The following is a 24,549-nucleotide window of genomic DNA, read 5'->3' on the forward strand; positions in this document are numbered from 1 at the left end:
GACGTGCGTTCGATGAGGGATAGAAAATATCGCGTCATTCAATGGATGACCGGGGATGTGGGGCAGGTCGCGCTTCGGCATTTCGCCGACAACCCGGTGTTCGACCTCGTCGCCGTGCTGGTGCACACACCCGAGAAGGTCGGCAAGGACGCGGGCGACATCGTCGGCATCCCGGCGACCGGAGTCACCACCACCGACGACGTCGAGTCCGTCGTCGCCACCGACGCTGACTGCGTGTTCTACACGCCGATCATCATGGACGTCGACACCGTCTGCCGACTGCTGCGGTCCGGCAAGAACGTCGTCACCACCAGCGGATTCTTCCATCCGTCGAAGTATTTCCAGGACGAGGCGACGCGCATCGAAGCGGCTTGCCGCGACGGCGGGACGAGCTTCCATGGCGGCGGCATCCACCCCGGCTACGCCGGAGATCTGTTGCCGCTCACCCTGGCACGGGTCACTAGCCGGATCGACAAGATCGAGGTCTACGAAGTGGTGAATGTGCTCACCGATGCGCCGCTGGACCATATCGACTGGATGGGCTTCGGCAAGCCGAAAGACGAATTCCTCTCGACGCCAACGGTGCTGGGCATGGCCGTGCCCTTCTTCGGCCAGTCGATGTACATGATCGCCGACGGACTCGGCGTCGAGATCGACGACATCACCTCGGATTTGAGCGTCGCCACCGCAACCACGGACATACCGCACGAGCTGGGCGTGATCCCCCGCGGCACCGTCGCCGCGCAACACCACACCTGGACCGCCCACGTCGACGGGCGGCCGTTGATCGTTTTCCACGCCATCTACCTGACCGGCGGTCCATCCGATATCGAACCCGCCTGGGATTGGGGAAAGACGCGGTACCGCATCGTGATCGACGGAGACCCGCCGAGCGCGCTGACGCTGGAAGGTGTCGACCCGCCCGGCGGGACGATGACGCATCCCGGCTACAACTGGACCGCGATGTGTGCTGTCAATGCCATTCCCGACGTCTGCGACGCCGCGCCGGGTTGGCTGACCCACTTTGATCTCGGTGTGATCCGGCCGCGCGGGCTGGTACGCAAATGACCGTCAAGTCCCGTGCCCCAAGCGTTTTCGATGCCGGGCTGCCGACGCTCGAGTACGACGTCAACGAACCACCGCATGAGGTCTGCGAACGGATCCGGGCGGCGCAGCGACTGGCGCCGATCGCCATCGGGCCCTTCGGTCCCGAAGTGATCTCGTACGAACTTGCCCGGGGCATCCTGCGCGACACCCGGTTCGTGATTCCGCCTGGTCTTCATCTGGCCGCCCAGGGAGTGACCTCGGGCCCGTTGTGGGACAGGGTCGTCGGGAGCATCATCTGCGCAGAAGGCGCCGAACATCATCGGCTGCGCAGCCTCGTCTCGAGAGCCTTTACGCCGCGGGCAATCACGCGTTTGCACGACACGATCGACGAAGTGCTCAACGATCTGATCGACGGAGTCGCTGACGCAGGACGCTGTGACATCGTCACCGATATCGCCCGGCACTACCCGATCCCGATCATCTGCGCGTTACTCGGTGCGCCACGCGCAGATTGGGCACAGTTCGAACGCTGGGCCGAAGCAATCTTCAAGATGGTGAACTTCTCGGTCAACCTGATCGACGAGATGCCTGCCGTGCTGCGCGGCTGGGCCGAACTGGATGCCTATGTCGACGACATGGTCGCCGAACGACGGGATCATCTGACCGAGGACCTGCTTTCCGACCTCATCCGCGCCGAGGATGACGGTGATCGCCTCAGTGCCGACGAATTGCGGATGACGGTGGCCGGGTTGCTTCTTGCCGGGACCGATACCACGCGCAACCAGTTCGCCGCCTCCCTGCAGGTGCTGTTGGATCACCCGCAGCAGTGGGCGATGCTGCGCGAGCATCCCGAGCTGGCCATGTCGGCGGTCGAGGAAAGCATTCGTCATTCGCCGGCCGTCTGCAACACCGTCCGCACCGTCCACGAGGACGTTGAGTTCGGCGGTTACACCTTCCCCGCCGCAGCATTCATTTTCGTCAATTCCTTTGCGGCCAATCGTGATCCGCAGATCTATCCGGATCCCGACCGATTTGACATCAGCCGCGAGTCGGCACCGGCGGTGCTGACCTTCGGTGGCGGCGTGCACTACTGCCTCGGTGCGAATCTGGCCAGGATGGAACTGGCCGAGGGACTCAAGATCCTGGCGCGCCGGATGCCCGATGCTCGCCGTGTCGGGCCGGCGCCGTGGAAGCCGATGCTCGGCATGAGCGGACCGACAACGTTGCCAATCGAGTTCGGAATGCCCCGATGAGTTCGCGGTTGCATCATGTCGTCTTCGCGGTGGCACGCGAACGGCACGACACCATGGGGCAACTGTTCACCGAATTGGGATTCACCTTCAACGAGATCAGCCTGGACGAACTCGGGATCCGCGTTCTCCTGGACTGGGAGCGCGGCATCGAACTCATCAGCCCGAATCCGGGATCGGCGGCCGAAGTCGCCACTTCCGTAACCGAATTCCTGGCTGCGCACGGTGATGGCATCTTCACGGTCGTGCTGCAGGTGCCGAGCGCGTCCGGCGCAGAGGACATCGCCAAAGGCTATGGCTCGATCACCCGATTCAGACAGGGATTCGAAGGCGACGGCAACTATCTCGAAGAAATCGACTTGTCCGTGCTCGGCCTGCCGTTGACCTTCCTGTCGACCAACCTGCCGTGAGCACGAACGCCGCCACCGGACTGCAATCGATGCCGCAGTGAAGATCAGCTGAAACAGTGCCGGGGCCGGTCGGTCGCGCTGCCAAGGCACCATACTGAGCACTGATGGTGAAGATCGGCGTCCAGATACACCCGCAGAACACGACCATGGCCGCATTACGTGCAGGCTGGGAAGGCGTCGACGACCTGGGCGTCGACAGCCTGTGGACCTGGGACCATTTCTTCGCGCCGCTCTACGGCGCCGCCGACGAACCCCACTTCGAAGGCTGGCAGATCCTGGCGGCGATGGCGGTGACGACGTCCAGAATTTCGCAGCTCGGCATGCTGGTGACCGGATGCGGTTACCGCAACCCGGACCTGCTGGCCGACATGGCCCGCACGCTGGACCACCTGTCCGGCGGACGCGCGGTGCTGGGCGTCGGATCGGGCTGGATGGAAAGGGACGAGGTCGAATACGGCTACCCCGTCCGGACCCCCGCACAACGACTCGATGTCCTCGCCGAGGCGTTGCCCCGCATTCGCCGCCGTATCGGCTTGCTCCGGCCCGGGCCGATCGGCCGGTTGCCCATCTTGATCGGGGGCAATGGCGAACGGCGCACGCTGCGCCTGGTGGCCCAGCACGCCGACATGTGGAACGGCTACGGAGACGCCGAGACGATCCGCAGGAAAAACCGCGTCATCGACCGGTGGTGCGACGAGGTGGGACGTGATCCCGGCGAGATAGAACGCACCGTGTGGATCGAACGGGCGGATCCGGCCGTGATGGGCTCGCTCGTCGAGGCGGGGGCCGATCATCTGATTCTCGGCCTGCGGGCACCGTACGACTTGCGCGAGGTGGAACGCCTGGTGGCGGGCCGGCAGGCGTTTTAGCCTCCACTGGCCCGGGTATGCGGCCCGTAGCGGCGCACAGCCCCCCGCCCGCGTTCCCAGAACTTCACCTATGGATTCACCTGTGGAGGTGCATCGGCGTGGCCGAGATGATTGTTGAAACACCCGAGGAAGTCGTGGCGTTCCTCAAAGCCCAGCATGACCTGATCGAGGACATGTTCGACCAGGTTCTGCTCGCTTCGGATCCGGAAGCGCGCGAGAAGCCGTTTGTCGAGTTGCGTCAACTGCTCGCCGTTCACGAGACGGCAGAGGAGATGTTGGTGCACCCGCGGGTACGGCGCGAGTTCGATGCCGGTGACGACATCGTGGACAAGCTGCTGCAGGAAGAGCATGACGCCAAAGAACAGCTGTCGAGAATCGAGAGTTTGGACATCACCTCGCAGGAGTTCATCGACGAGTTGACCAAGCTGCGCGACGCCGTCCTTGCCCATGCCGAGCACGAAGAGATCGAGGAATTCGCGAAATTGCAGCGCAACCTCGACACCGAAGAACTCAAGCGGTTGGGCACCGCCGTCAAGGTCGCAGAAGCCATCGCGCCAACCCGGCCGCATGCCGGGGTCGAGTCGGCGAAGCTGAATTTCGTTGTCGGGCCGTTTGCTTCGATGCTCGACCGCGCCCGCGATTTGATTCGTCAAGCGATCAGTTAGGAGCCTCGATGAGCACTCCCGAACCGCAGGACGCCACCGGACAGTCGGCTTCCGAGGAAGAAAAAGATGACAGCGCGGTATCGCCGCCGGCGTATCCGGCCTACTCCACTCCGCCGCCAGAAGGTCTCGCCGGCAACGAAGACGGTTGACGGCGGCCCGTAGGCTGAACCAAGTGGCTGTTGCACCGGATACGACCATCGCCCTTCAGGACGGCTTTTTTCGGGAGCTTCCTGAACTGGCGGTCCCCTGGCATGCCCAGGTGCCGCCCGAAGCCCGATTGTTGGTGCTCAACGAGCCATTAGCCGAAGAGTTGGGGCTGGACGCAACGTGGTTGCGCAGCGCAGCGGGGATGCGCTTTCTGGCCGGAAACTCGGTTCCCAAGGGCGCCACCCCGGTCGCTCAGGCCTATGCCGGGCATCAGTTCGGCGGCTACGTGCCCCGCCTCGGCGACGGGCGCGCGCTGCTGCTCGGCGAACTCGTCGACAACAACGGGCGACTGCGCGACATCCACCTGAAGGGGTCGGGCCGCACGCCGTTCGCCCGCGGCGGTGACGGCCTGGCCGCGGTGGGCCCGATGTTGCGCGAATACATCATCAGCGAAGCCATGCACGCCCTGGGTATCCCGACCACCCGGTCCCTGGCAGTGCTGGCCACCGGGCAACCGGTCGCGCGCGAGACGATGCTGCCGGGGGCGCTGCTCGTCCGTGTCGCGAGCAGCCACCTGCGGGTCGGTAGCTTCCAATATGCCTCCGCCAGTGGGGATCTCGGTTTGTTACGCCGGCTGGCCGACTATGCCATCTCCCGCCACCATCCAGCGGCGGCGCAGGCCGAGAACCCGTACCTGGCGTTGTTCGAGGCAGTGGTCGCTGTGCAGGCATCGCTGGTGGCGCGGTGGATGCTGGTCGGCTTCATCCACGGAGTGATGAACACCGACAACGTGACGATCTCGGGCGAGACGATCGACTACGGACCGTGCGCCTTCATGGAGGCCTACGACCCCGACACCGTATTCAGTTCGATCGATGCCTGGGGACGTTATGCCTACGGGAACCAGCCGACGATCGCCGCCTGGAATCTCGCCCGCTTCGCCGAGGCCCTGCTGCCGTTGATCGCCGACGATGTCAACGAGGCAGTCCCGTTGGTGGAGGAGGCATTTGACGGCTTCCATCAACACCACAGCGCGTGGCTGTCGGGCATGAGCGCCAAGCTGGGCTTAGCCGCCGGCGTCGAAGCGGCCCGGCCACTGATCGATGAGTTGCTGCCCCTGTTGCAGGAAAGCCACGTCGACTTCACGTCGTTCTTCCGTCACCTAAGCGCAGCAGGCGACGACCACATGCCGGCACGCGACCTGTTCGTCGACCCCGCCCAGTTCGACGCGTGGGCGTCGCGATGGCGAGCGCTGGGACCGGATCTCGAGTTGATGAACCGGGTCAACCCGATCTACATCCCGCGTAACCACCGCGTCGAGGAGGCGCTGACCGCGGCGACATCAGGTGACCTCGATCCGCTGAACGGGCTCCTCGACGCCGTCAGCGCCCCTTACACGCCGCGACCGGGGCTGGATCGCTACGCTTCGCCGGCCCCGGTCGATTTCGGGGTGTACCGGACTTTCTGCGGTACCTGAGTCTATTTGCGTTCCGGCAACTTGTGATTGTCCCAACTGATCAACCGGTCGGGCTCGAAGACGACCCATCGTGCCGAACGCCCGACAGCGGTCTGCGGATACCGGATTCGCTCTTCGTTCTGCGGCTCACCGTGCCCGCCAGCGTATTTCGAACCCATCTGCCAGCGGACCTCTTCCAGATGGGGGTCGGCGTCTTCGGCTTCGGCATCTTCCAATACCGTTGCCGTGCCCTGGAACATCGCGCCGACGAGCTCGGGGAAGCGCTCGTTGCGATCGACCAGAACGGTGCAGATCGGGCTGCGCCGCAGATTGGCGATCTTTTGGCCGCGGCCGAAGAAGTACACCCGACCGGCGGCCCAGGCGAACCACAGCGGCGTGACGTTGATCCGTTGCCCCGGCCCCACCGTGGCGATCCGCATGTTCCATGAAGTCGTCATCAGCTCGTCCAGTTCCTCGGCCGTCAGGCCGAGTGCAGCGGGTATCCGCGCCATCGAGGGCCTCCTTCGATCGGTGTTCTCTGCAAGCAGGATCTCAGCCCGCTCCGAGCATCGCGCAAGATGGTGGCCATGACCGCCGTGTACCGCGCGCCGATGCGATCTCGCTGCGACGACATCGACGTGAGTGCAACCATCGAACGCGCCCGTCGGCTCGGTGTCTGCGGGTTCGGCCGGCTGGTGCGCGGTGCAGGTGAGGAGGAACGGCTGGCCCGGCGGGTCGCGAGGTTCGCCGAGGTGCCCGACGGCTCATTCGTATGGACCCGCGACACCGACGGGTTGTTCTGGCTGGGACGGCTCTGCGGCCCCTACTTCGTCGACTCCGACGACGCAGCCGCCGCGGTCGACCTGGTGCATGTGCGGCCCTGCGAGTGGTCGAGCCGCCCACTGACGGAACCGCAGGTGCCCGCCGCGGTGATCGAGACATACCGTCGCGGCGGACGCAACTTTCAGCAGACTCATCACCCGTCGGTTGATGTTGCGACACAACGCATTTGGGACAGTACCCGCCGCTGACCACTACTTGGTGATCAGGACCTCGCCTTCCAGTCCGTCGGGGTCGCGGAAGAACAGGCTGCGCACGGAACCGAAGTCGTTGACGTTGCCGTCGCTGGCACCGCGCTCCATCAGCCGCCGGCGGATCGCTTCGAAGGCTTCCGCCGACGCCGCCTGCAAGCCGAAGTGGTCGAGTCGGCCACGACCCCACATCGGTGTCTGCCGGTCAGCCTCCGAATTGCCTTCGATCGTCACCACATTGAGTTCGGTGTGCGGACCGATGCGGATCATGGTCATCGTCTCGTCGCCCTTTTCGCCGTGCGGCTTGGTGGGTCCGACCTCGGCTTCGAATACCTCGGTGTAGAACTCGCGCAGTCGGCCGATATCGCGTGAGATCAGCGCGATGTGGTTGATCCCGTCCAGCAGCACGGCGTGCTCCTCTGGTTACGACGGCCGGCGCCGCCGGGCGAATTTGAAAAGGTGCACCACGACCACCACCACTGCACCGACGGCAATCCCGAGTACCGCCGACGCTGCGGTGTTGGTCAGCCACGCGAGCACGCCGCCGACGGACTCGACGAGGTGATGGACCTTGTCCTCGAGATGGTGCACAAAACCGTACGGCGCCTCCCAGCCGAGATTGTGGCTACCCAGCAGGAGAATGTGGCCGCCTACCCACAGCATCGCGACGGTACCCACCGTGGAGAGCACGGAGAGCAACCTCGGCATACCGGCAACCAGACCCAGGCCGATGCGGCGTCCGACCCGCGACCGTGTTTGAGTGAGGCGCAGACCGATGTCGTCCATCTTGACGATCACGGCGACGACACCGTACACCGCGGCGGTGATCACCAGCGCAACGACGATCAGGATGACCAGGCGTGGTACGAACCCCTGTTTGGCCACCTCGTTCAGCGCGATCACCATGATTTCGGCGGACAGGATGAAGTCGGTCCGGATCGCCGAGGACACCATGTCGTCTTCGCTCTGCGGCGCTTGGGACTGCCCCTGGTGACCCTGGAGCGCACCCCAAACCTTTTCGGCGCCTTCGTAACACAGGTAAGTAGCGCCCAGCATCAGGATCGGGAACACCAGCCACGGCACGAACTGACTCAATAGCAACGCGCCGGGCAGGATGAACAACAGCTTGTTCCGCAGCGAACCGAGGGCGATGCGCTTGATGATCGGCAGTTCGCGCTCGGCGGCGATGCCGTGCACATATTGCGGTGTCACCGCGGTGTCGTCGATAACGACTCCGGCAGCTTTGGCGGTCGCACGGCCGGCAGCGGCACTGATGTCGTCGACCGAGGCGGCGGCCAGGCGCGCCAAAGCCGCGACATCGTCCAGCAGGCCGAACAGACCCGCGCTCATCGCGTCTCCGCCATCCCGATTGAGGTTACCGTCTCAGCAAGCACGAATGGACTTCTCAGGCCGGTCGACTGCCGATCTCCAGACCCGCCAACTCCGAAGTGCCCTCGAAGATGGTCCGACCCCATTCCCGGACCGTGCAGCGCAGCGTGCCGGCCAGGTATTCGTAGTCGGTGTCGATGTTTCGGCGCTCGGCCGGCAACGGCACCGGCAGCACGTGCGGGCCATCTCCGACGCCCCGACCGTCGAGTTCGACGTGATAGCGGGCGGTCCGCGCCTCGATCTGCCACCGCAGGTCGGTGCCGGAGTAGGACACCAATGCCGGTGGCGTGATGCGTAGCACTCGATCCCCAAGTCGCACAACGACTCCGGTGACGTCGCGCTTGAACGGGCCCAACTCCAGCAGGCCTCCGGAGAACGCCACGCACACGTCGGCGTCGCCGAAGTCATGCGCCTGACCCCACCACCAACGCAGCGGGAAACCCGCTCCCCAATTGCGCTCGCAGTACAGATTGGCGTCGGTGAATGTCCATTGCTCGTCGCCGCTGGTCACCGTGCCCGACGCCTTGCCGCCCAGCCGGTAGGGGTGCCAGTACTGGTTGAGGAAGGGGACGGACGAGAACACTCCGCCGCCGCCGAAAGGTTTGGGCCAACGGAATTCGTCGTCGAATTTCATGTCGACCTGGCTGTCGCCGATCACCATCCGGAGCCGATCGCGGCTCGCGTCGACCAGGTCGCCGCCGTCCTCTGCCTTCACCGAGAATTCGGTGCGGTCGGCGCGGACTCCGTCGATCGCGGCCGAGCGCACCACACCGCCGGGGTGCAGCGCTATCGCAGCGGTGGACCATTCACCCTCGGGATGCCGGTTTTCGCTACACAGCGCGACCACCACTCGGCCCTCCGCCGGGTCGGAGATCCGCCAGAACCAACCCTCCATCTCGGTGCCGTGCGACGGCAGCGGATCCCCGAAGGGCACGTCAGCCCCGGTGCGGCGATAGGTCGAGACGAGTTGCCGGCCGGCGTTCAACACAGTTCCCACGACGTCCATCCAGTTTTGGTACCCACCGGTTATCGGGATGAACCTGTCCAGGAGGCCGGATTGATCACATTGCGGGTGGCGGTGTGGCGGTCACGCTGGCGTGACGCTCGGCGTGCTGGGTCACGCTGGCGTGACGCTCGGCGCGCTGGGCCACGCTGGCGTGACGCTCGGCGCGCTGGGCTGGCGTCGAGTGTGCGGCTGCGCACACACTCGCGAGGTGCTCGCTCGTCGGTGTGGTGGTCACGCTAGCGTGACGCTCGGCGTGCTGGGCCACGCTGGCGTGACGCTCGGCGTGCTGGGCCACGCTGGCGTGACGCTCGGCGCGCTGGGCTGGCGTCGAGTGTGCGGCTGCGCGCACACTCGCGAGGTGCTGGCTCGTCCGTGTGGTGGTCACGCTAGCGTGACGCTCGGCGTTCGCCGCCACGCTGGCGTGACGCTCGGCGTGCTCGAGCGAGTTGAGGCAGTTAACGCACACACCTTTTGCCACGGCCGTCCTGCAAAACCCGACCCCGCGGCATGAACAGGTATCCGAGGCTTTCGACTGTGAAGTCAGGGATTTCAGAGTGAACTCAGGGCTTTCAGAGTGAACTCAGGGTGCGATCTGGTCCATTTTCCCGCCCACGCTTCACGCGCAACGCCCACGCTTCACGCGCAACGCCCAGCATTCACGCGCAACGCCCAGCATTCACGCGCAACGCCAACGCCTAAGACCCAGTTCACGTCCGGGCGGATTCGCCGAGGTAGGCGACGATGGCATTGGTGAGTCCGCGGCGTGCCTCGTCGAGATCGGCGTAGCTGCCGAGCTGGCGTTCCGAGGCCAGGCCGCGCATCGCCCCCGGGATCAGCGTGGCGATCTCGCGCACCCGTTGCGGATCGACCCGCAAATCGGCGAACGCCTTCTGACAGGTGGCGTGCCAACTTCGGCCCCAGGAACGCAGTTCGGCCGCGGTGCGCGGATACAGCCGATCCAGCTCACTGGGTTCCCGCGGCAACGCCGCACGCAGGTTTTCGATGGCCCGGGAGTCGGGTGCGGTCAGCCCGTCGTAGAGGGTGTCGATGATCTCCGACACCCGCGCCTGCAGCGAAGCCCCCGTGTCGGGATTGGCGAACAGGCTGGCGCGGCGCTGCGCGGTGTGATGCAGCACCGCCGCCCAGAACCCGTCGGCGTCGCCGAACTGGTACTGCACGGTGCCCCAGGTCACCCCGATCTGCTTGGCGATGCGGTTGGCCGAGACAGCTCCCGGATCGCCCGACGCCAGGGCGGTCAGCGCCGCCTGCAGCATCGCTTCGCGGGTGGCCAGACCGCGCCTGTTGGATCTGCGACCCGCACTGTCCGCCACCGCCATTTGCGCATCTTAACGCCGAAATACGGGTTTCGTTGACTCCTTTATGAATCTTCCATAGAGTACTTCAGGACCGGATCGAGAGGACCCCGCGCATGGCGAAGCCGCCGCTGTCGATGAAGCCGACCGGATGGTTCCAGGTTGCGTGGACCGACGAGATCGGCGTCGGGGATGTCTACTCGATGAAGTACTTCGACCAGGAGATGGTCGCCTGGCGCGCCGAATCGGGTCAGCTGACCGTGATGAACGCTTATTGCGAGCATCTCGGGGCGCATCTGGGCTACGGCGGCACGGTGGTGGGCGAGGTGTTGCAGTGCCCCTTCCACGGCTGGCAGTGGAGCCAGGAGGGACGCAACGTCTGCATCCCCTATCAGGACCGGCCCAACCGGGGCCGGCGGGTGCGCACCTATCCGGTGATCGAGCGCAACGAGTCGGTGTACATCTGGCACGACATCGAAGGTCGCGCACCGTTTTTCGACGCACCCGACGTCTTCGCCAGCTTCGCGGATGACAGCAGTCCCGACGACTATTACCCGCAGCAACGACTGTTCCGCCAGAATCTCGAGTTGCATCCGCAGTACGTACTGGAGAACGGGGTCGACTTCGCCCACTTCAAATACGTGCACAGCACCCCGATCGTGCCGATCTTCACCCGCCACGACTTCGACGACCCGGTGTCCTACGTCGACTTCACCATCACGTTCGAAGGTGACGACCAGCAGCGCATCGAGGACGTGAAGAGCGGAGTGGAGGCGATCAACGGCGGGCTGGGCATCGCGGTGACCAAGAGTTGGGGAATGGTCGACAACCGCACCATCTCCGCCGTCACTCCCGTCGACGAACGGACCTCCGACGTGCGGTTCATGGTCTACATCGGCCGCGTTCCGGGGCGGACGGGACTCGACGCCGAGCGTGCCGAGCGCAAGGCCCTCGGGTTCGGTGAAGAAGTGATTCGCCAATTCACCCAAGACGTGCACATCTGGTCACACCAGCGCTATTCCGATCCGCCCGCGCTGGCAACGGCGGAATACGAGGGGTTCACCGCAATCCGCAAGTGGGCCAAGAGGTTCTATCCCGACGGCAAGGGCGGCAGTGCCGCCGAGCTGGCCGCGTCGAAACCGAGGTCCGGAGAGGTAAGGCTATGACTGTCAAGGTGTTCCAGGTCGCGACCGGCAACGTCGGATCGGAGATGATCAAGCGCATCGCCACCCAGCCTGACCTCGAACTCATTGGCGTGCATTGTTATTCGCCGGAGAAGGTCGGCAAGGACGTCGGGGAACTGGTCGGCTTGCCCGCCAATGGCGTCAAAGCGACCGGCAGCGTCGACGAGATCATCGCCGCCAGACCCGATGTGCTGACCTTCCACGGGGTATTCCCGGACGAGGACCTCTACGTCAAAGTCCTCGAGGCCGGGATCGACATCGTCACCACCGCCGACTGGATCACCGGTTGGCACCGCGACCGTAACCACCCGCACCACTCCGGCAAGCCGGTCACCCGACTGCTGGCCGAAGCGTGCGAGAAGGGCGGGTCGACGTTCTACGGGACGGGCATGAACCCCGGCGTCAACCAGATCCTGGGCGTGGTGTGCTCGGCCGATGTCGCCGAGATCGAGAACGTCACCACCATCGAGTCCGTCGACGTGTCCTGCCATCACTCCAAGGACACCTGGATCGAGGTGGGATACGGCCTGCCCGTGGATGATCCGTCGATCCCGTCCAAGCTGGAGAAGTACACCCGCGTGTTCGCCGACAGTGTGCTGATGATGGCCGACTGCTTCGACATCACGCTCGACGAGGTGAAGTTCGATTACGAACTGGGCGCCTGCACCAAGGACGTCGACCTCGGTTGGTACACCCTGCCCAAGGGCTCGCTGGGCGGCAACTACATCAAGTACCAGGGGATGGTGGACGGCGTGCCGCGGGTGGAAACGCACCTGGAGTGGCAGATGACGCCGCACACCGACCCGAGCTGGGATATCAAGGGCTGCTACATCACTCAGATCAAGGGCGACCCGTGCATCTACAACAAGCACATGATCTTCCCGAAGCCGGGCGTGGATTTGTCCAACCCGGACAATTTCGCCTCCATCGGCATGACGGTTACCGGCCTGCCCGCGCTGAACTCGATCAAGTCGGTCGTGGCCGCTCCCCCGGGCCTGATCACCAGCGCCGACCTGCCGCTGCGCGCGTTCGCCGGACGCTTCAAGATCTAGCGTGGGCCCGCACCGCGGGCGCCACCCACTCGCGCAGATAGCGTCGTAGCGCGGCCCCGGTCCGCCTCGGCCGGCCGGGGTCGAGGATCAGCGACTGCAGGATCCGCAGCATGAACTCGACCAGTTCGTCGAGTTTGCGATCGACGAATCCGGCTGTCGCCCAGTCGATGTCGAATCGCTGCAGAATCGATCGACCGAAACCGATCGCGACGTCGGAAGTCACGCCCGTCGCGAACGCGCTGGCCTTGCCGGGTTGCATGACCAAGCTGAGATACCGGTCGTGCGGCAGTTGTTCGAAGGTGTAGGCGATGCCCTCCACCACTGCGTCCGTCGGGTCGTTGACGTCGCGCAGGTCCTCGGCAAGCCGATCGAGGAAACTTTCGACCGCCGACATCGCGGTGGCCGTCAGCAGCGCCTCCTGGGTCGGGAAGTACCGGTACACCGTCTGGCGGGTGACGCCGAGCGCCTGGGAGACCGCCGAGACGTTCACTCCACCCGACTGCTCGATCGCGGTCCTGGCCGCTGCGACGATGCGGCGCACCGCATCCTCGTCGTCGACCGGCATGTCACCCGACCAGCCGTGCCTGCGCATCCGTCGATGATTCCACAGTTCGAGCTTGACAATACAAACAAATCGTCCTGTATGGTCAAGTGCGCAGCCCCTTCCAGGAGATCCCGATGACAGCCACCTTGAACGTGCCGGTCGGCAGCCACGACGAAGCCCTGACCCTGCGTGCCCTGCGACACGCGCTCGACAAGACCACCGACATGGCCGAGCGTGAACTCCGCGTGCCGCTGCACTACTACCGCGACCCGAAGCTCACCGAACTCGAGGAGTCACAGATCCTGCGCCGGGTACCCCTGGCGATCGTGCCCTCGGCGCAACTGCCGCAACGCAACGACTTCGTGGTCCGCTCGGTGCTGGGCGATTCGCTGCTGGTGACCCGTGACCGCACCGGGACGAGTCACGTCTTCCTCAACTACTGCCGCCATCGCGGGGCCAAACCAGCCTGCGGTTCCGGAAACGCTTCGCGGTTCGTGTGTCCGTATCACGCGTGGACCTACAAGAACACCGGCGAGCTGTTCATGGTGCCGGGCAGGATCGGATTCGACTCGATGAATTTCGCCGACTACGGTCTGGTCGAGTTGCCCTCCGAGGAGCGCCACGGTTTCGTTTGGGCCGTGCTAACAGCCGGCGAAAGCATTGATGTCGCAGCCCATCTGGGATCGCTGGGTGCCGAGCTGGAGTCGATGAACTACTCTTCGTTCGGGTACCACACCGAGCGTGAATTCGTCTCCGAGGTGTCCTGGAAAGGTGCGTTGGAGGCCTTCGCCGAGGGATATCACTTCCCGTTCGTGCACGGCGAGAGCCTGATCGGGCAGAACACCCTGGCCAACACCTCGGTCTACGACTCGTTCGGCAGGCACCACCGGATCGGTTTCCCGTTCACCTGGATCACCAACGTGCACAACGACGCTGCCGCCGCCCGAGACCCGCTGTCGAACATGGGCGTGATCTTCTGGGTGTATCCGAATCTGATCCTGGCCAACAGCCCGGTGGGCGTCGAGATCATCGACATCCTGCCGGCCGGCGACCCCACCCGGTGCACGGTGCGGCACAGCTGGATGGGACGCGTCCCGGCGACCAACGACGAGATGCGGACCAACTACGACGCGATCTACGAGGCCGTCCACGCCGCAGTCCGTGACGAGGACTTCGCGATGCTGCCCCAGTGTGGTGAAGGCGTGCGCCATGCCCAGCACGACCATATGATTATCGGCCGCAACGAGATTGGCGTACAGCACATGATCCGCGTCTTCGCCGACGAACTCGGGGTTGCGCTGCAGTAGTTGCGTCACGTCGGTCAACGTCGGGACCGCGATGCAGGTCCTGACTGCGGTCGCGGGCCGTGTGCGACCTGCCGCCGGTCACAAACTACGGTTGTTCGCGGCGACGCTCGGCGCCGTGCAGCCCACGCACCAGCTCGGCGAGGTCGTCGTCGGTGGGCGCATAACCCGGAAAATAACAGCAGACGTCGGAAGCCATTGCACCAAAACGATTCTCGATCTCGGCAACGCACTGTGCCGGGCTGCCGACGATGCCGATGGTACGCACCATCTCCTCGGTGATCAGCGCCCGCATGGCGGGGTAGTCACCCGTCTTGGACAAGGCATTCAGGCGTGGTTGCAGATCTTCCCAGCCCTCGACCTCGAGCACCGGGCGGTAGTTGGGCGTCGACCCGTAGAACGCGATCAGCGTTGACACCCCTTGGATTGCGGCGGCCAGTTGCGCTTCGTTGCTTCCGACGGCGACCATGGCCTGCGCGATCACCTGCAGGTCGGCTCGCGAGCGCCCGGATGCGCTGAGACCGTCGGCGATTGCGGGCTCGGTCCGCTGCGCGAGGTGGCGCGCACTGTTGAACGGCATCACCAGCAGTCCGTCGGCCACTTCGGCGGCCTTGCGGGTCATCACCGGTCCGAGGGCGCCCATCAACACCGGCGGGGGGCCGTACGGGTTGGGGCCGGGATTGAAGTTGGGCGGCATCAACGTGTGGGTGTAGAACTCGCCCCGAAACTTCAACGGCGCCTGACCTTCCCAGGCCGCGAAGATCGCTTTGAGCGCGGCCACCTGCTCGGCCGTCCGGCTTGCCGGTCTGCCCCATTGCGCACCGTAGCGCTTCTCGATGTGCACCCTGATCTGCGAGCCCAGTCCGAGCCGAAAGCGGCCGTGGCTGTAGACCTGCAGATCGTAGGCGGAGTGCGCGAGATGCATCGGGCTGCGCGGCCCGCCGATCGCCACGTTGGTCATCAGTTCCAGGTCGCTCTCGCCCGCTGCGACGACCAGCGGGAAGAACACGTCGTGGGGTCCCTCGAAGGTGAACAGGCCGTCGGCTCCCAGTTCGGCGATTTGCCGCACGCTGTCCCGCACCTTGTCCGGTGCGCCTTCGACTTGCAGATGTACTTTCACCTGATACCGCACTCCTTGCGATCGAGACCGTCGCAAGTATGGCTGCCCGCGGTGCCGTCAGCGCGTCGGGCAGGCGTTCGCCAGCTGAATCGAGGCCGGCCAGAACAGGGTCACCACCCCGAAGGCCACGATGTTGGCGTCGACCGGCAGCACCGTGGCCAGCCGTGTCTCGATTCGCTCGACCTGGCTCTCGTGCAGGAATGCCCACACCAGGCCGATGCACAGATAGGGAAGCGCCAGCCATACCGCGACTTCGATCAGCGCCGCGATGCTGACCCGGTGCTCCAGGAGTCGCCGCAGCCCGTTCAGACCGCGCTCGACTCGGTCGATACCGCCGTTGGGTTCCGTCATCGGTGTCCTCAGATCAACGGGCGCCCGCGCCGAACGCGGTGGCGTACGTCGGCGAGCAGCACGTGACTGCCACCCTGCCGGATGAACGGCGGCAGAAAGCGGTTGACGAAAGCCACCAGCAGGAACAGCATTTCGAAGCGGCGCTGCTTGGCCTCACTCCACGACACCCCGAGGGCCTCACGGAAGACCGGCGCCAGGAACCCGGCCGTCAGAAACTTCAGCAAATGACGAAACGGCAACCGCAACAACGGGTTGATCATCCGCAGCTCGATCAGGTCGTGCAGATAAGCGCCTACCGTCTCGTCGATCTCGACTTGTGCGCAGGCGTCAATCCAGTAGTCGTCGAACGCTTTCCGAGTCGGTGGCCATTGCTCTTCGAGTACTTGCAGGGTGGTGCCCAATGGCCACGCGGAGCGGTAGAACTGTTCGGCCTGCTCGTCGTTCATCGGCCCGCGCAGCAGTTGATAGGTGTCTTCCAACCCGACGAACAAGCACGCGGCCACCCACAGCTGCAGGTTGCGGTCGAAGGCGTTGTAGCGGACCGGGCTCTCGGGCGCGGACCTGACGTGCCGGTGCGCGCCGTCGACGGCGTCGCGGAATGCGGCCCGGTCCCGCTCGTTTCCGAACACGGCGACGGCCAGGTATTGAAACGTGGTGCGGGCCCGTTTCCAGGGGTGCTTGAGCAGGTTGCCGGAATCGACCTTCGATTCCACCACGCCGTAACCCACGCCGGGCCGCGACAGCTGCATGATCACATTCGCCGCGCCGGCCGCGAACGACCAGAAGTCCATCGCATGGCGCACGTCGACTGGTGCGTCGGTCCAGCGCGCCGTTTGCCGGGTGACCTGGATGCGGGTGCGCTCGAGGGTCAACGCCGAACGGAGAACCGACGGCTCTGGCGAAACAGTCATTAACTCAACCCTAGCTTTCATCGCGTCAAACCCGCGCTCAGCAGGTATCGCCAGATTCTCACAACCGACCGTGCTGGGCAACGATTGTGCGGAATTGCAGTTAACATAGCGGTGATGCTCACCAAACTTCGCAACCTGCTCGATTACCGGATGACCATCGCCGAACTGATCGGCCTCGCGGTGATCGTGGGCGTCCCGTATTTCATCGTGGGACTCGTCTGGTCGTTGACGCACACCACGCATCTGCACCGATTGCACGGCGCCGACCTGGTGGTGTCATTTCTGGGTTCCATCGTGTCGTGGCCGGTGCTGGTGTTTTCCAATGTGTGCATGACCTGAGTGCGCTGGACGACAGCGCAGGCGTGGCTACTGGGGGTGTGAAGCCAGGTAGTCCGCCACCGGGATGCGTTCGGACGCGGCGTAACCGACCGGCAGCAACACGTCGCCCGAGGTGGTCAGATAGTAGACATCCCAACGGTGATAGGCCGCGAATGCCGCCGGATCGCCGCCGATCGCCGCGGCGTAATCGTTGACCGCTCCGACATAGTGGCTCGAATGGTTGTAGCTGTAGATGGCGCCGTCGCGGTTTCCGGCGAACCCGTTTGCCGCGAGCATGCGACCAGCCGCCATGATGCTGTCGCGTGGTGAGCGGATGTCGCCGCCCTCGCCGTAGCTGGCGAACGTCGACGGCAGGAACTGCATCGGCCCCTGGGCGCCGGCAGTGCTCACCCCGGAGATGCGACCGAACGCGGTCTCGACCATATTGATCGCCGCCAGGTAGTTCCAGCCGACGCCGCTGGCCGCCTCGGCGGCACGGTAGTAACCCAGCAGCTCGCCGGTGGAAGCCGGCGCATCTATCCGCCACGCGGGCAGCGTGGGCTTCGCCTCGCCGGCGTTCAGCGCCTGCAGGTGGTGGCGGGCGTCGACATTGAGGTCGTAGGTCGCGGTGAGCGACGCCGGAATGATCGGGCGCACGGTCGACTCCCACTCCGGGTGGCGCCCGATGGCGCGGTAGGCGGCCTGTTGGCGCAGTGCGGCGGCCTGCAGAACGGCCTCCGACGACGACGGGTCGCGCAGCGCCTGCTCGTCGGCCACCAGATCCCGGGCCAGCAGCGCGGGGTCGGAGGCCAGTGCCGGCGCCGCGGGCCGCGGTGCGGCGTTTGCCGATTGCGGCCCGACCAACAGTCCCAGGCCGGCCATGCCCGCCAATAGCATTGCAGCACAACGGGTTACGCTGGCTCTCAGGACCGAACCGGGAGACGGGCGTCGGCGGTTACGGTGTGGCTGTGCAACGTGCATGGGATACATCTTGTCCGCCGCGCACCATTTGTCCAAGCGTGCGGCGTCACCAGGTCGGTTCGGCGTCCAGCGCGACGACGCGGCTGCCCTGCCACTGGTAACGCGTGGTGGTGATCGGGCCGGGGCATGCGGTGCAGACGTTGCGGCCGTCTTTGTAGTCCAGGGCGACCGTGTCGTCGGTGGTCTTGGCGGTGTTCAACGACGTGAACGGGAATGCCTTCGCGGTGGCGACACCGGCGAACGCGCCCTTGTGGAACAGCAGGGCGAGGTCAGGCGAGCTTCCGGTAGCGCCCAGGACGGTGATGATCACCGTCGACAGCGTGGTGCACGGGTTGTAATTGCTGCTCGGGTCGAAGCTGTGGGTGTTGGTATCCCAGGCCGAGTTGTCCGGTAGCACCGGCAGCGATTTGACCGCCGTCTGAATCTCCGGCGCAGCAAGATTGACCCCGCATGTCGGTTCGGCGTAGGCGGGCGCGGTCAGTGGATTGAGCACGCTGAGAGCGGCGACAAGCATGGCCAGGACAACCATTCGCATCGAAACATTGCCTCCCTGTTGGCTGCCACTCATCGTCGCCCCGCCTTCTGCTGGCGGGTAGGACTGTGGCGACATTGTTTCGAAGAAGTGACCCTATGGGTCCCCGGGAATTGACCTCAGTCTTCGGTCTCCACCACCAGCACCTCGGTCTGCGCGCGCTTGGAGACGGCTTTGGACACCGAACCGACGACACGCCCGACCAGCGAATTGGCCCCAACGTCGCCCACCACGATCAAGTCGGCCTTCGAATCGTCGGCCAGTTCCAGCAGCGCATCCACCGGCGCCCCTTCGACGGCGCGTTCCTCGACGTCGGTGGCGCCGGCGTCGCGCGCCCGGTCAGCGGCTTTGCGAAGCAAGTCGTACACCGGCGCGTTGCCCTGGGTGCGGTACTTCTCGTCGCGCGCCTGGTCGGGATCCGGACCGCCGCCGCGGTCGTCGTCGTCCACGAACGCCGACGCCACGATCAGCTTGGCACCCGATTCGGCGGCGATCTTCGCGGCGCGATCGACGGCGCGAAGGGACGTGTCGGATCCGTCGGTACCTACCAGCACGACTTTGTAATCGCTCATTGCATACCTCCCGAAGGTGTGACCGTTGGCTAACCAATCGCGGGAGAAACGAAACAAGTTCGTTCCGGCGGCTCGGTCAAGTCGTCCTGACCGGCAGTCGCGCCCATCCCCGCACACTGGACGTCCGGGCCCGAATTGCGTTGTCGTAGTCGACTTCCCAGTCTGTCCATCGCTTCAGGACCTCTTCGAAAGCGACCCGCCCCTCCAGACGTGCCAGTGCCGAACCGAGGCAGAAATGCAGTCCCTGTCCGAAACTGAGATGACCACCCTTGCGGTGGATGTCGTAGCGGTCGGGTTCGACGAACTTCGTCTCGTCGCGGTTGGCGGACCCGTTGAGCAGCAGCATGTACGACCCTTCGGCGACGGTCTGCCCGTACAACTCGACGTCGGCGGCGACGTAACGTGCCTGCACCGGGGAAGGCGGCTCGTAGCGCAGGGTCTCCTCCACCGCGCCGGGGATCAACGAGGGATCGGCGACCAATTCGTGGCGTTGTGCTGGATGCTCGCCCAGCAGCTGACCCATGAATCCGATGAGCCGGGCGGTGGTTTCGTTGCCGGCGCCGGCGATCATCGCGGTATAGGCGAGGACTTCGGTACGGTCGAGTCGGCGCCGGGATCCGTCTTGTTCCTCTACCTCGGCGTTGAGTAGTTCGGTCATCAAATCGTCGGACGGGTGCTGGGCGCGCCACTCGATGTACTCGGCGAACAGCGCGATCGAATCCTGGAAGATGGTGGCGCTGATGTCGCCTTGCTCCGCGCCGACCGTGATGCTCTTGTCGTTGCGGTCGCGGATCTCCTGCTGCCCCTCCTCCGGGATGCCCAACAGGTAGCCGATGGTGCGCATCGGCATGATCGCGCCGAGATCGGCGACGAAGTCGAAGCCGTCCAGGTCGCGCAGCGGATCCAGTGCGCGCGAGCATGATTCACGCACCAGGTCTTCGACGGCCAGCATCCGGCGCGGGGTGAACACCCTGGACAGCAGCTTTCGGTGCAGATCGTGCAGCGGCGGATCCTCGAACAGCAGGATGCCCGGCGGTACCTCGAGGCCGCTGAACAAGATGTCGGCGGTGGTGCCCCGTCCCGACCGGTAGGTCTGCCAATCATGCAGTGCCGGAGCCACATCCTGGTAGCGGCTCAGCGCGTAGAAGTTGTACCTGTCGTTGAAATACAGCGGCGCTTCCGCGCGCATCCGCTTCCACACCGGGTACGGATCGTCGTCGATGTCATAGTCGAACGGGTCGTAGTAAAGCTGCGTGGTTTGTTGGCTCATGGCTCACTTGGGTTGATTCGGTACGCCGGGGAACAGCTGCTCGTCGGGTCCCGAGGTCACATAGCCGTTCAGCATGGTTATCAGATGGGGCGCAAAGACCGCGCCGTAGAGCAGGTTTCCGATCAGGACGACGGCGCCGATGGACAGCAGTGACGACTTGACCCGGCTCTTCGTCTTCGACTCCGCCCACATCTCGATGACGTTGCGCCCGAAGGAATCCGTGCGTCCGAGCAGATAAGCGAAGACCATCATCTGTACGCCCAGGGCGATGGAATCGTAGATCGGGTACTGGTGCTTGGTGCCTTCGAACACCGCAAGCCCGGGAATCACGTAGGCGTAGTGGAAGACGCCCAACCGGGCGCCCAGGAACGCGTTGAAGGCAAACGCCCAACAGAAGCCAACCACGAAGCCGGCGCCGAGGAGCGCAAACGGCCGGCGCCAACCGAACCGCGCGGCCGCCCGTTGCCCGAGTGCCGCGCCGATCACGGCGGGCAAGCAGAAATACCCGATGTAGCCCAGCGGCACGGACGACGGCAACCCACCCCAGGTCATGTTCAGCGGCCACCACGACGGCATCCGCGGCAGCGCCGGCGGGAACTGCGCATACATCGCCCAGTCGTAGGGCGCCTCGATCCAGGAGAACGAGATCGCCGAGATACACAGCAGAAGCAGCGGGTGCAACCGGCGTTGGCGGACGCTCAAATACACACCCGCAGCGGTGAACGCGATGCCGCTTCCCCAGCCGAAGATGACCGCTCCGGTGAGCAGCGGCGTCAGTTCGCCGCTCACTGGACCGGCTCGTCCCGGCCGCCGCCACGCGCTTCGGGATCGAAGTAATAGACCAGCCCGAAAATCAGGACGATCAACCCGAACAGCGTGCCAAGCATGATGACTGCGCCCACGTCCGCGCCCCTTCGTCAGGGAACAATCCGACGTTGAATAGTGCACACTATTCTAAGTGGAAGGTCAAGGGACTATCGTGGGAAATCGTGTCCCCGCGACCGGCGCCCAAGAAGAAGCCGGCGGCCGAAGCGTCCGTTCAACCGCTCCGGCGGCCACGAGGCGAGCCCCGCAGGTTGCTGCTCGACGCCGCCCGTGAGCTGTTCGGGCGCCAGGACTACCGCAGCACCACCACGCGTGAGATCGCCGAGGCCGCCGAAGTCAGCGAATACCTGCTCTTCCGCAACTTCGGATCCAAGGCCGGGTTGTTCCGGGAAGCGCTCGTCGTTCCGTTCACGAACTTCGTCGACGAATTCGGGCGGACGTGGCAATCGATCATCCCCGAGGAGACCGAAGAAGAGGAATTGGCACGCCTTTTCGTCGGACAGCTCTACGACGTGCTGGTGGAACATCGCGGACTGTTGTTGACGCTGTTGGCTTCGGAAAGTTTCAGTCGAGACGAGATCGCCGGCACCGGGATGGACGACATCCGCAGGGCGCTCGCGGTGCTCGGTGGGATCAGCGCAGAAGGCATGCAGTTACGCGGTTTTCGCTCCAGCCAGCCCGACCTGCCCGCGCACTCCACGGTGGCGATGATCGTCGGCATGGTCGCGTTGCGGTCGACCTACTTCGGCGAGAGACAACCTTCCCGGGAAGTCATCGTCGACGAACTCGTCCAGGCGACTCTGCACGGGTTCCTGCACCGCAACGACTGACCTCCAATCTGCTACGCCGGCTCCTCGGCCGGCCCGTCGCACCGCGGAAGCCGGTGCAGCGCGCCCGGCCCCTCCCCCGTCGTCCGCAGGATGCGCTGTCCGTCCGCGGTGGTGGCGACGCTGATCTGCAGATCGTCGCCCGCCGCGTTGTCCGGGGTGACGAAAAGCTCCAACTCACCGGAATCCGCGAACAGGATCGCGTCGTCGTTGGACAGCTTCCAGGGCTGGCCATCGCTGGGCCACCGGCCTCCGACCACCCGGATCTCCTCGCGGTCGCTGTCGTGTTCGTCGGACTTGATATTGACGCAATCGACCCAGAGCTTCGCCGGGACCGGACGGAAGTAGACCGCGAGGCGCTGACGATTCAGATTGGCGTCCACCGGGATTCCGAGCGGGGGCAGCAACGTCCCCTCCGGGCGGTCGTTCAGCGACTTCTTGACCTGGCGCGACCCCAGTCCGGCGCCGAACCAGTCGATGGTCAGCAACGTGCCGATGTACTGCACGATCGCCAGCGTCAGCACGCTTCCGGCGCTGGCGCCCACCCCCGCCCCCACGGCCCACGTCACGGGCAGCGCGAGCAGACCGACCACGGCCGCCGCGCCGGCCGCCGTCGCGGCCTTGCCGGCCAATGTCAGCCCGAATTCCGCGTTCACCTCGGGCTCGGGCGGATTCTGCGTCGGACGCACTCCGACCGTGCGGGGCAGCGCCTCGAACTGGTCGCTGACGTGCTTGACTATCGCCTCGTAGTCCTGCTCGTCGAGTTCACCGGCGCGCTTCTTGTCGCCGGCTGCGCTCAACGAACGCTCGAGAGCCTCGACGGTTTCCAGGTCGGCGTAGTGTGCCTCGCTGGGGTCGGGATCGCGCGGTATGTCGTCGAGACCCATTTCGTAGGTGACCTTGAAATTCGCCTTGAAATCGTAGAGCTTCGTGTCCGCGCTGACGGTGCCGTCGATGACCAACCGGCCTTCTTCAGTGCGCGGCAGGATATCGGCGGCAATGGCGTCCAGGCAGCGATCGTCGCCGCCGATGTTGACGGTCTTGGGACCGTTGAGCACACAGGGCACCTCGGCCACGAAGTCGCTTTCCTCCAGGCCGAAGTTCTTCATCACGGTGTCCCGGACCTGGCGCAGGATGCTCCACCCGGTGACGGCCAATCCTGCTTTCTCACGCGGGTTTTCGGCCAGTATCGACGCGGGCAACTCTTCGCCCGTCGGCAACTCGCGCAGCGTCTTGAGCTGGATCACCAGCGACTCGTGGGTGTCCTCCCCGATCTCGAAACGCTGCACGACGGCGTCGAGGTCTTTGAAGGTGGAGTCGTCCTGCGCGTCCGGGTCGATGTCGACCGGTGTGGGCATGATGTTCACGATGCCGCCCTCGCCCTCCTCGGCGAGTTTGGGACGCACGGCATCGGCGATTTGCGCGGCCAGGGAGTCGAGCACCCGGGTCCGCAATTCGTCGTCGGAAGTAGTGGGGTGCTGCACTCGCTCCAGGTTGACCAGCAGTTGCCCGGCAATGCTGTGCGTGATCCAGTACGCCTCGGCATAGTCGAGTTCCCAGCTGACCCGCGGGTCTTGGCCGGCGAAGACGGTATGACCATCCTCGCGGCGCTCGAGGTGTGAGCCGAACAGACGGCCGGTGTATTCGTCCGGCGGCGGACCGGCCACCAGGACGGGAGCGTCCTGCTCGGTCAGGTTCAGCACCACCGTCTGCTTGCCCGGTTCGATTTCGTGCGGCTCGAGTTGATCGTGCACCGTCAACCGTCCGAACAACGGAATCTCGTTGTAGGCGATTTCGCGCGACTCACCCTCGCGCGGGCCGTCCGGGATGGTGACCGTCGCCGGTGGCAGTTGCACCAGCGGGATGCAGGTCACCGAGTCGATGACGATCTTCGAATCGAAGATTGCCAAGTCGATCGCGAAGTGCCGCAACGGGTCTCGGGTTTCGCCGTCGATCTCTTCCTGCCACGGCCGCTCGTGCGAATCGAGGATGAACCAGACGCGGTCCAGCGTGAGGTCCAGCGTGGCCGTCGCGGAGTAGCCGGTGCCGTCGACGGACTCGGTGTACTTGTCACCGCCGACCATCTCGGCGGTCTGATCCTGGACGCGTTCACGATGGATTTCGATGATCGTGTCAGGGCGCTGCATGTCGACCTCTCAATACGTGCCGGCGGTG

General features: G+C 65.0%; 29 protein-coding genes. 13 read left to right on the forward strand and 16 right to left on the reverse strand.

The features are described 5' to 3' along the window. Nucleotides 1–12: 12 nt before the first annotated feature. The 7 genes from AC5Y46_RS16600 to AC5Y46_RS16630 all read left to right on the forward strand — a co-directional run bounded on the left by AC5Y46_RS16600 (nucleotide 13) and on the right by AC5Y46_RS16630 (nucleotide 5,865). Nucleotides 13–1,068, forward strand: coding sequence for an NAD(P)H-dependent amine dehydrogenase family protein (locus AC5Y46_RS16600; RefSeq protein ID WP_499992260.1), 1,056 nt, complete (start codon nucleotides 13–15; stop codon nucleotides 1,066–1,068). After that, a complete protein-coding gene (locus AC5Y46_RS16605) occupies nucleotides 1,065–2,300 on the forward strand; it encodes a cytochrome P450 (RefSeq protein WP_499992261.1) in 1,236 nt (411 codons plus the stop codon). Before AC5Y46_RS16600 ends, AC5Y46_RS16605 begins: the two co-directional genes overlap by 4 nt. Further along, complete coding sequence (locus AC5Y46_RS16610) at nucleotides 2,297–2,707, forward strand: hypothetical protein (protein ID WP_499992262.1); 411 nt, start codon at nucleotides 2,297–2,299, stop codon at nucleotides 2,705–2,707. Before AC5Y46_RS16605 ends, AC5Y46_RS16610 begins: the two co-directional genes overlap by 4 nt. Nucleotides 2,708–2,811: 104 nt before the next feature. Next, complete coding sequence (locus tag AC5Y46_RS16615; RefSeq protein ID WP_499992263.1) at nucleotides 2,812–3,576, forward strand: LLM class F420-dependent oxidoreductase; 765 nt, start codon at nucleotides 2,812–2,814, stop codon at nucleotides 3,574–3,576. A gap of 98 nt (nucleotides 3,577–3,674) precedes the next feature. After that, entirely contained in the window at nucleotides 3,675–4,241 is a 567-nt protein-coding gene (locus AC5Y46_RS16620) for a hemerythrin domain-containing protein (RefSeq protein WP_499992264.1), read from the forward strand. An 8-nt stretch (nucleotides 4,242–4,249) separates the two neighbouring features. Further along, on the forward strand, nucleotides 4,250–4,390 hold the full coding sequence (locus AC5Y46_RS16625) for a hypothetical protein (RefSeq protein ID WP_499992266.1): 141 nt from the start codon (nucleotides 4,250–4,252) through the stop codon (nucleotides 4,388–4,390). A gap of 23 nt (nucleotides 4,391–4,413) precedes the next feature. Further along, complete coding sequence (locus AC5Y46_RS16630) at nucleotides 4,414–5,865, forward strand: protein adenylyltransferase SelO (protein ID WP_499992267.1); 1,452 nt, start codon at nucleotides 4,414–4,416, stop codon at nucleotides 5,863–5,865. A gap of 2 nt (nucleotides 5,866–5,867) precedes the next feature. On the opposite strand, the gene AC5Y46_RS16635 is transcribed toward AC5Y46_RS16630, so the two are convergent. Next, nucleotides 5,868–6,356, reverse strand: coding sequence for a pyridoxamine 5'-phosphate oxidase family protein (locus tag AC5Y46_RS16635; RefSeq protein WP_499944846.1), 489 nt, complete (start codon nucleotides 6,354–6,356; stop codon nucleotides 5,868–5,870). 75 nt (nucleotides 6,357–6,431) lie between these two features. On the opposite strand from AC5Y46_RS16635, the gene AC5Y46_RS16640 reads away from it, so the two are divergent. Then, nucleotides 6,432–6,875 (forward strand): GAF domain-containing protein, encoded by a 444-nt coding sequence (locus tag AC5Y46_RS16640; protein WP_499992271.1) that lies wholly within the window; start codon nucleotides 6,432–6,434, stop codon nucleotides 6,873–6,875. Nucleotides 6,876–6,878: 3 nt separating this feature from the next. Here AC5Y46_RS16640 and AC5Y46_RS16645 read toward each other — a convergent pair whose 3' ends face one another. The 5 genes from AC5Y46_RS16645 to AC5Y46_RS16665 form a co-directional block, all read right to left on the reverse strand. Then, nucleotides 6,879–7,283: a VOC family protein gene (locus AC5Y46_RS16645; protein ID WP_499992274.1), complete on the reverse strand. Its 405-nt coding sequence runs from the start codon at nucleotides 7,281–7,283 to the stop codon at nucleotides 6,879–6,881. Nucleotides 7,284–7,298: 15 nt separating this feature from the next. Beyond that, entirely contained in the window at nucleotides 7,299–8,225 is a 927-nt protein-coding gene (locus AC5Y46_RS16650; protein ID WP_499992275.1) for a DUF808 domain-containing protein, read from the reverse strand. 55 nt (nucleotides 8,226–8,280) lie between these two features. Next, nucleotides 8,281–9,270 carry a tocopherol cyclase family protein gene (locus AC5Y46_RS16655; protein ID WP_499992277.1) on the reverse strand — a complete coding sequence of 330 codons (990 nt, stop codon included), beginning with the start codon at nucleotides 9,268–9,270 and terminating at the stop codon, nucleotides 8,281–8,283. A gap of 55 nt (nucleotides 9,271–9,325) precedes the next feature. Next, nucleotides 9,326–9,655 carry a hypothetical protein gene (locus AC5Y46_RS16660; RefSeq protein WP_499992279.1) on the reverse strand — a complete coding sequence of 110 codons (330 nt, stop codon included), beginning with the start codon at nucleotides 9,653–9,655 and terminating at the stop codon, nucleotides 9,326–9,328. 322 nt (nucleotides 9,656–9,977) lie between these two features. After that, entirely contained in the window at nucleotides 9,978–10,607 is a 630-nt protein-coding gene (locus AC5Y46_RS16665; protein WP_499944840.1) for a TetR/AcrR family transcriptional regulator, read from the reverse strand. Nucleotides 10,608–10,699: 92 nt separating this feature from the next. On the opposite strand from AC5Y46_RS16665, the gene AC5Y46_RS16670 reads away from it, so the two are divergent. Beyond that, nucleotides 10,700–11,749 carry an aromatic ring-hydroxylating dioxygenase subunit alpha gene (locus AC5Y46_RS16670; RefSeq protein ID WP_499992283.1) on the forward strand — a complete coding sequence of 350 codons (1,050 nt, stop codon included), beginning with the start codon at nucleotides 10,700–10,702 and terminating at the stop codon, nucleotides 11,747–11,749. Beyond that, a complete protein-coding gene (locus tag AC5Y46_RS16675) occupies nucleotides 11,746–12,819 on the forward strand; it encodes an NAD(P)H-dependent amine dehydrogenase family protein (RefSeq protein ID WP_499992284.1) in 1,074 nt (357 codons plus the stop codon). The genes AC5Y46_RS16670 and AC5Y46_RS16675 overlap by 4 nt, the downstream gene beginning before the upstream one ends. Here AC5Y46_RS16675 and AC5Y46_RS16680 read toward each other — a convergent pair. Further along, nucleotides 12,809–13,411 carry a TetR/AcrR family transcriptional regulator gene (locus tag AC5Y46_RS16680; protein WP_499992286.1) on the reverse strand — a complete coding sequence of 201 codons (603 nt, stop codon included), beginning with the start codon at nucleotides 13,409–13,411 and terminating at the stop codon, nucleotides 12,809–12,811. The two genes, AC5Y46_RS16675 and AC5Y46_RS16680, sit on opposite strands and share 11 nt — an antisense overlap. Before the next feature lie 86 nt (nucleotides 13,412–13,497). Between AC5Y46_RS16680 and AC5Y46_RS16685 the strand changes: the two genes are divergently transcribed. Next, the gene (locus AC5Y46_RS16685) at nucleotides 13,498–14,670 is read left to right on the forward strand and encodes an aromatic ring-hydroxylating oxygenase subunit alpha (protein ID WP_499992288.1); all 1,173 of its coding nucleotides are present in this window, start codon (nucleotides 13,498–13,500) and stop codon (nucleotides 14,668–14,670) included. A gap of 85 nt (nucleotides 14,671–14,755) precedes the next feature. Here AC5Y46_RS16685 and AC5Y46_RS16690 read toward each other — a convergent pair whose 3' ends face one another. The 3 genes from AC5Y46_RS16690 to AC5Y46_RS16700 are packed head-to-tail and all read right to left on the reverse strand — an operon-like array spanning nucleotide 14,756 to nucleotide 17,049. Continuing rightward, on the reverse strand, nucleotides 14,756–15,787 hold the full coding sequence (locus AC5Y46_RS16690; RefSeq protein WP_499992290.1) for a TIGR03617 family F420-dependent LLM class oxidoreductase: 1,032 nt from the start codon (nucleotides 15,785–15,787) through the stop codon (nucleotides 14,756–14,758). Between the two features lie 57 nt (nucleotides 15,788–15,844). Then, entirely contained in the window at nucleotides 15,845–16,138 is a 294-nt protein-coding gene (locus AC5Y46_RS16695) for a hypothetical protein (RefSeq protein WP_499992291.1), read from the reverse strand. A gap of 8 nt (nucleotides 16,139–16,146) precedes the next feature. After that, entirely contained in the window at nucleotides 16,147–17,049 is a 903-nt protein-coding gene (locus AC5Y46_RS16700) for an oxygenase MpaB family protein (protein ID WP_499992293.1), read from the reverse strand. 114 nt (nucleotides 17,050–17,163) lie between these two features. Here AC5Y46_RS16700 and AC5Y46_RS16705 point away from each other — a divergent pair, with 114 nt between their 5' ends. Continuing rightward, nucleotides 17,164–17,388, forward strand: a complete 225-nt coding sequence (locus AC5Y46_RS16705) for a hypothetical protein (RefSeq protein ID WP_499944831.1) — start codon at nucleotides 17,164–17,166, stop codon at nucleotides 17,386–17,388. A gap of 27 nt (nucleotides 17,389–17,415) precedes the next feature. Here AC5Y46_RS16705 and AC5Y46_RS16710 read toward each other — a convergent pair whose 3' ends face one another. The 5 genes from AC5Y46_RS16710 to AC5Y46_RS16730 form a co-directional block, all read right to left on the reverse strand. Continuing rightward, nucleotides 17,416–18,249 (reverse strand): lytic transglycosylase domain-containing protein, encoded by an 834-nt coding sequence (locus AC5Y46_RS16710; protein ID WP_499992295.1) that lies wholly within the window; start codon nucleotides 18,247–18,249, stop codon nucleotides 17,416–17,418. A 145-nt stretch (nucleotides 18,250–18,394) separates the two neighbouring features. Then, nucleotides 18,395–18,883 carry an LppP/LprE family lipoprotein gene (locus tag AC5Y46_RS16715; RefSeq protein WP_499992297.1) on the reverse strand — a complete coding sequence of 163 codons (489 nt, stop codon included), beginning with the start codon at nucleotides 18,881–18,883 and terminating at the stop codon, nucleotides 18,395–18,397. Nucleotides 18,884–18,999: 116 nt separating this feature from the next. After that, nucleotides 19,000–19,452 carry a universal stress protein gene (locus AC5Y46_RS16720; protein ID WP_499944828.1) on the reverse strand — a complete coding sequence of 151 codons (453 nt, stop codon included), beginning with the start codon at nucleotides 19,450–19,452 and terminating at the stop codon, nucleotides 19,000–19,002. A 76-nt stretch (nucleotides 19,453–19,528) separates the two neighbouring features. Continuing rightward, on the reverse strand, nucleotides 19,529–20,722 hold the full coding sequence (locus AC5Y46_RS16725) for a cytochrome P450 (RefSeq protein WP_499992299.1): 1,194 nt from the start codon (nucleotides 20,720–20,722) through the stop codon (nucleotides 19,529–19,531). 3 nt (nucleotides 20,723–20,725) lie between these two features. Next, the gene (locus tag AC5Y46_RS16730; protein WP_499992302.1) at nucleotides 20,726–21,511 is read right to left on the reverse strand and encodes a spirocyclase AveC family protein; all 786 of its coding nucleotides are present in this window, start codon (nucleotides 21,509–21,511) and stop codon (nucleotides 20,726–20,728) included. A 200-nt stretch (nucleotides 21,512–21,711) separates the two neighbouring features. Between AC5Y46_RS16730 and AC5Y46_RS16735 the strand changes: the two genes are divergently transcribed. Beyond that, nucleotides 21,712–22,377 carry a TetR/AcrR family transcriptional regulator gene (locus tag AC5Y46_RS16735; protein ID WP_499992304.1) on the forward strand — a complete coding sequence of 222 codons (666 nt, stop codon included), beginning with the start codon at nucleotides 21,712–21,714 and terminating at the stop codon, nucleotides 22,375–22,377. Between the two features lie 11 nt (nucleotides 22,378–22,388). Here AC5Y46_RS16735 and AC5Y46_RS16740 read toward each other — a convergent pair whose 3' ends face one another. Beyond that, nucleotides 22,389–24,521: a hypothetical protein gene (locus tag AC5Y46_RS16740; RefSeq protein ID WP_499944824.1), complete on the reverse strand. Its 2,133-nt coding sequence runs from the start codon at nucleotides 24,519–24,521 to the stop codon at nucleotides 22,389–22,391. Between the last annotated feature and the right edge of the window lie 28 nt (nucleotides 24,522–24,549).

The sequence above is a fragment of the Mycobacterium sp. NGS59 genome, assembly GCF_059812345.1.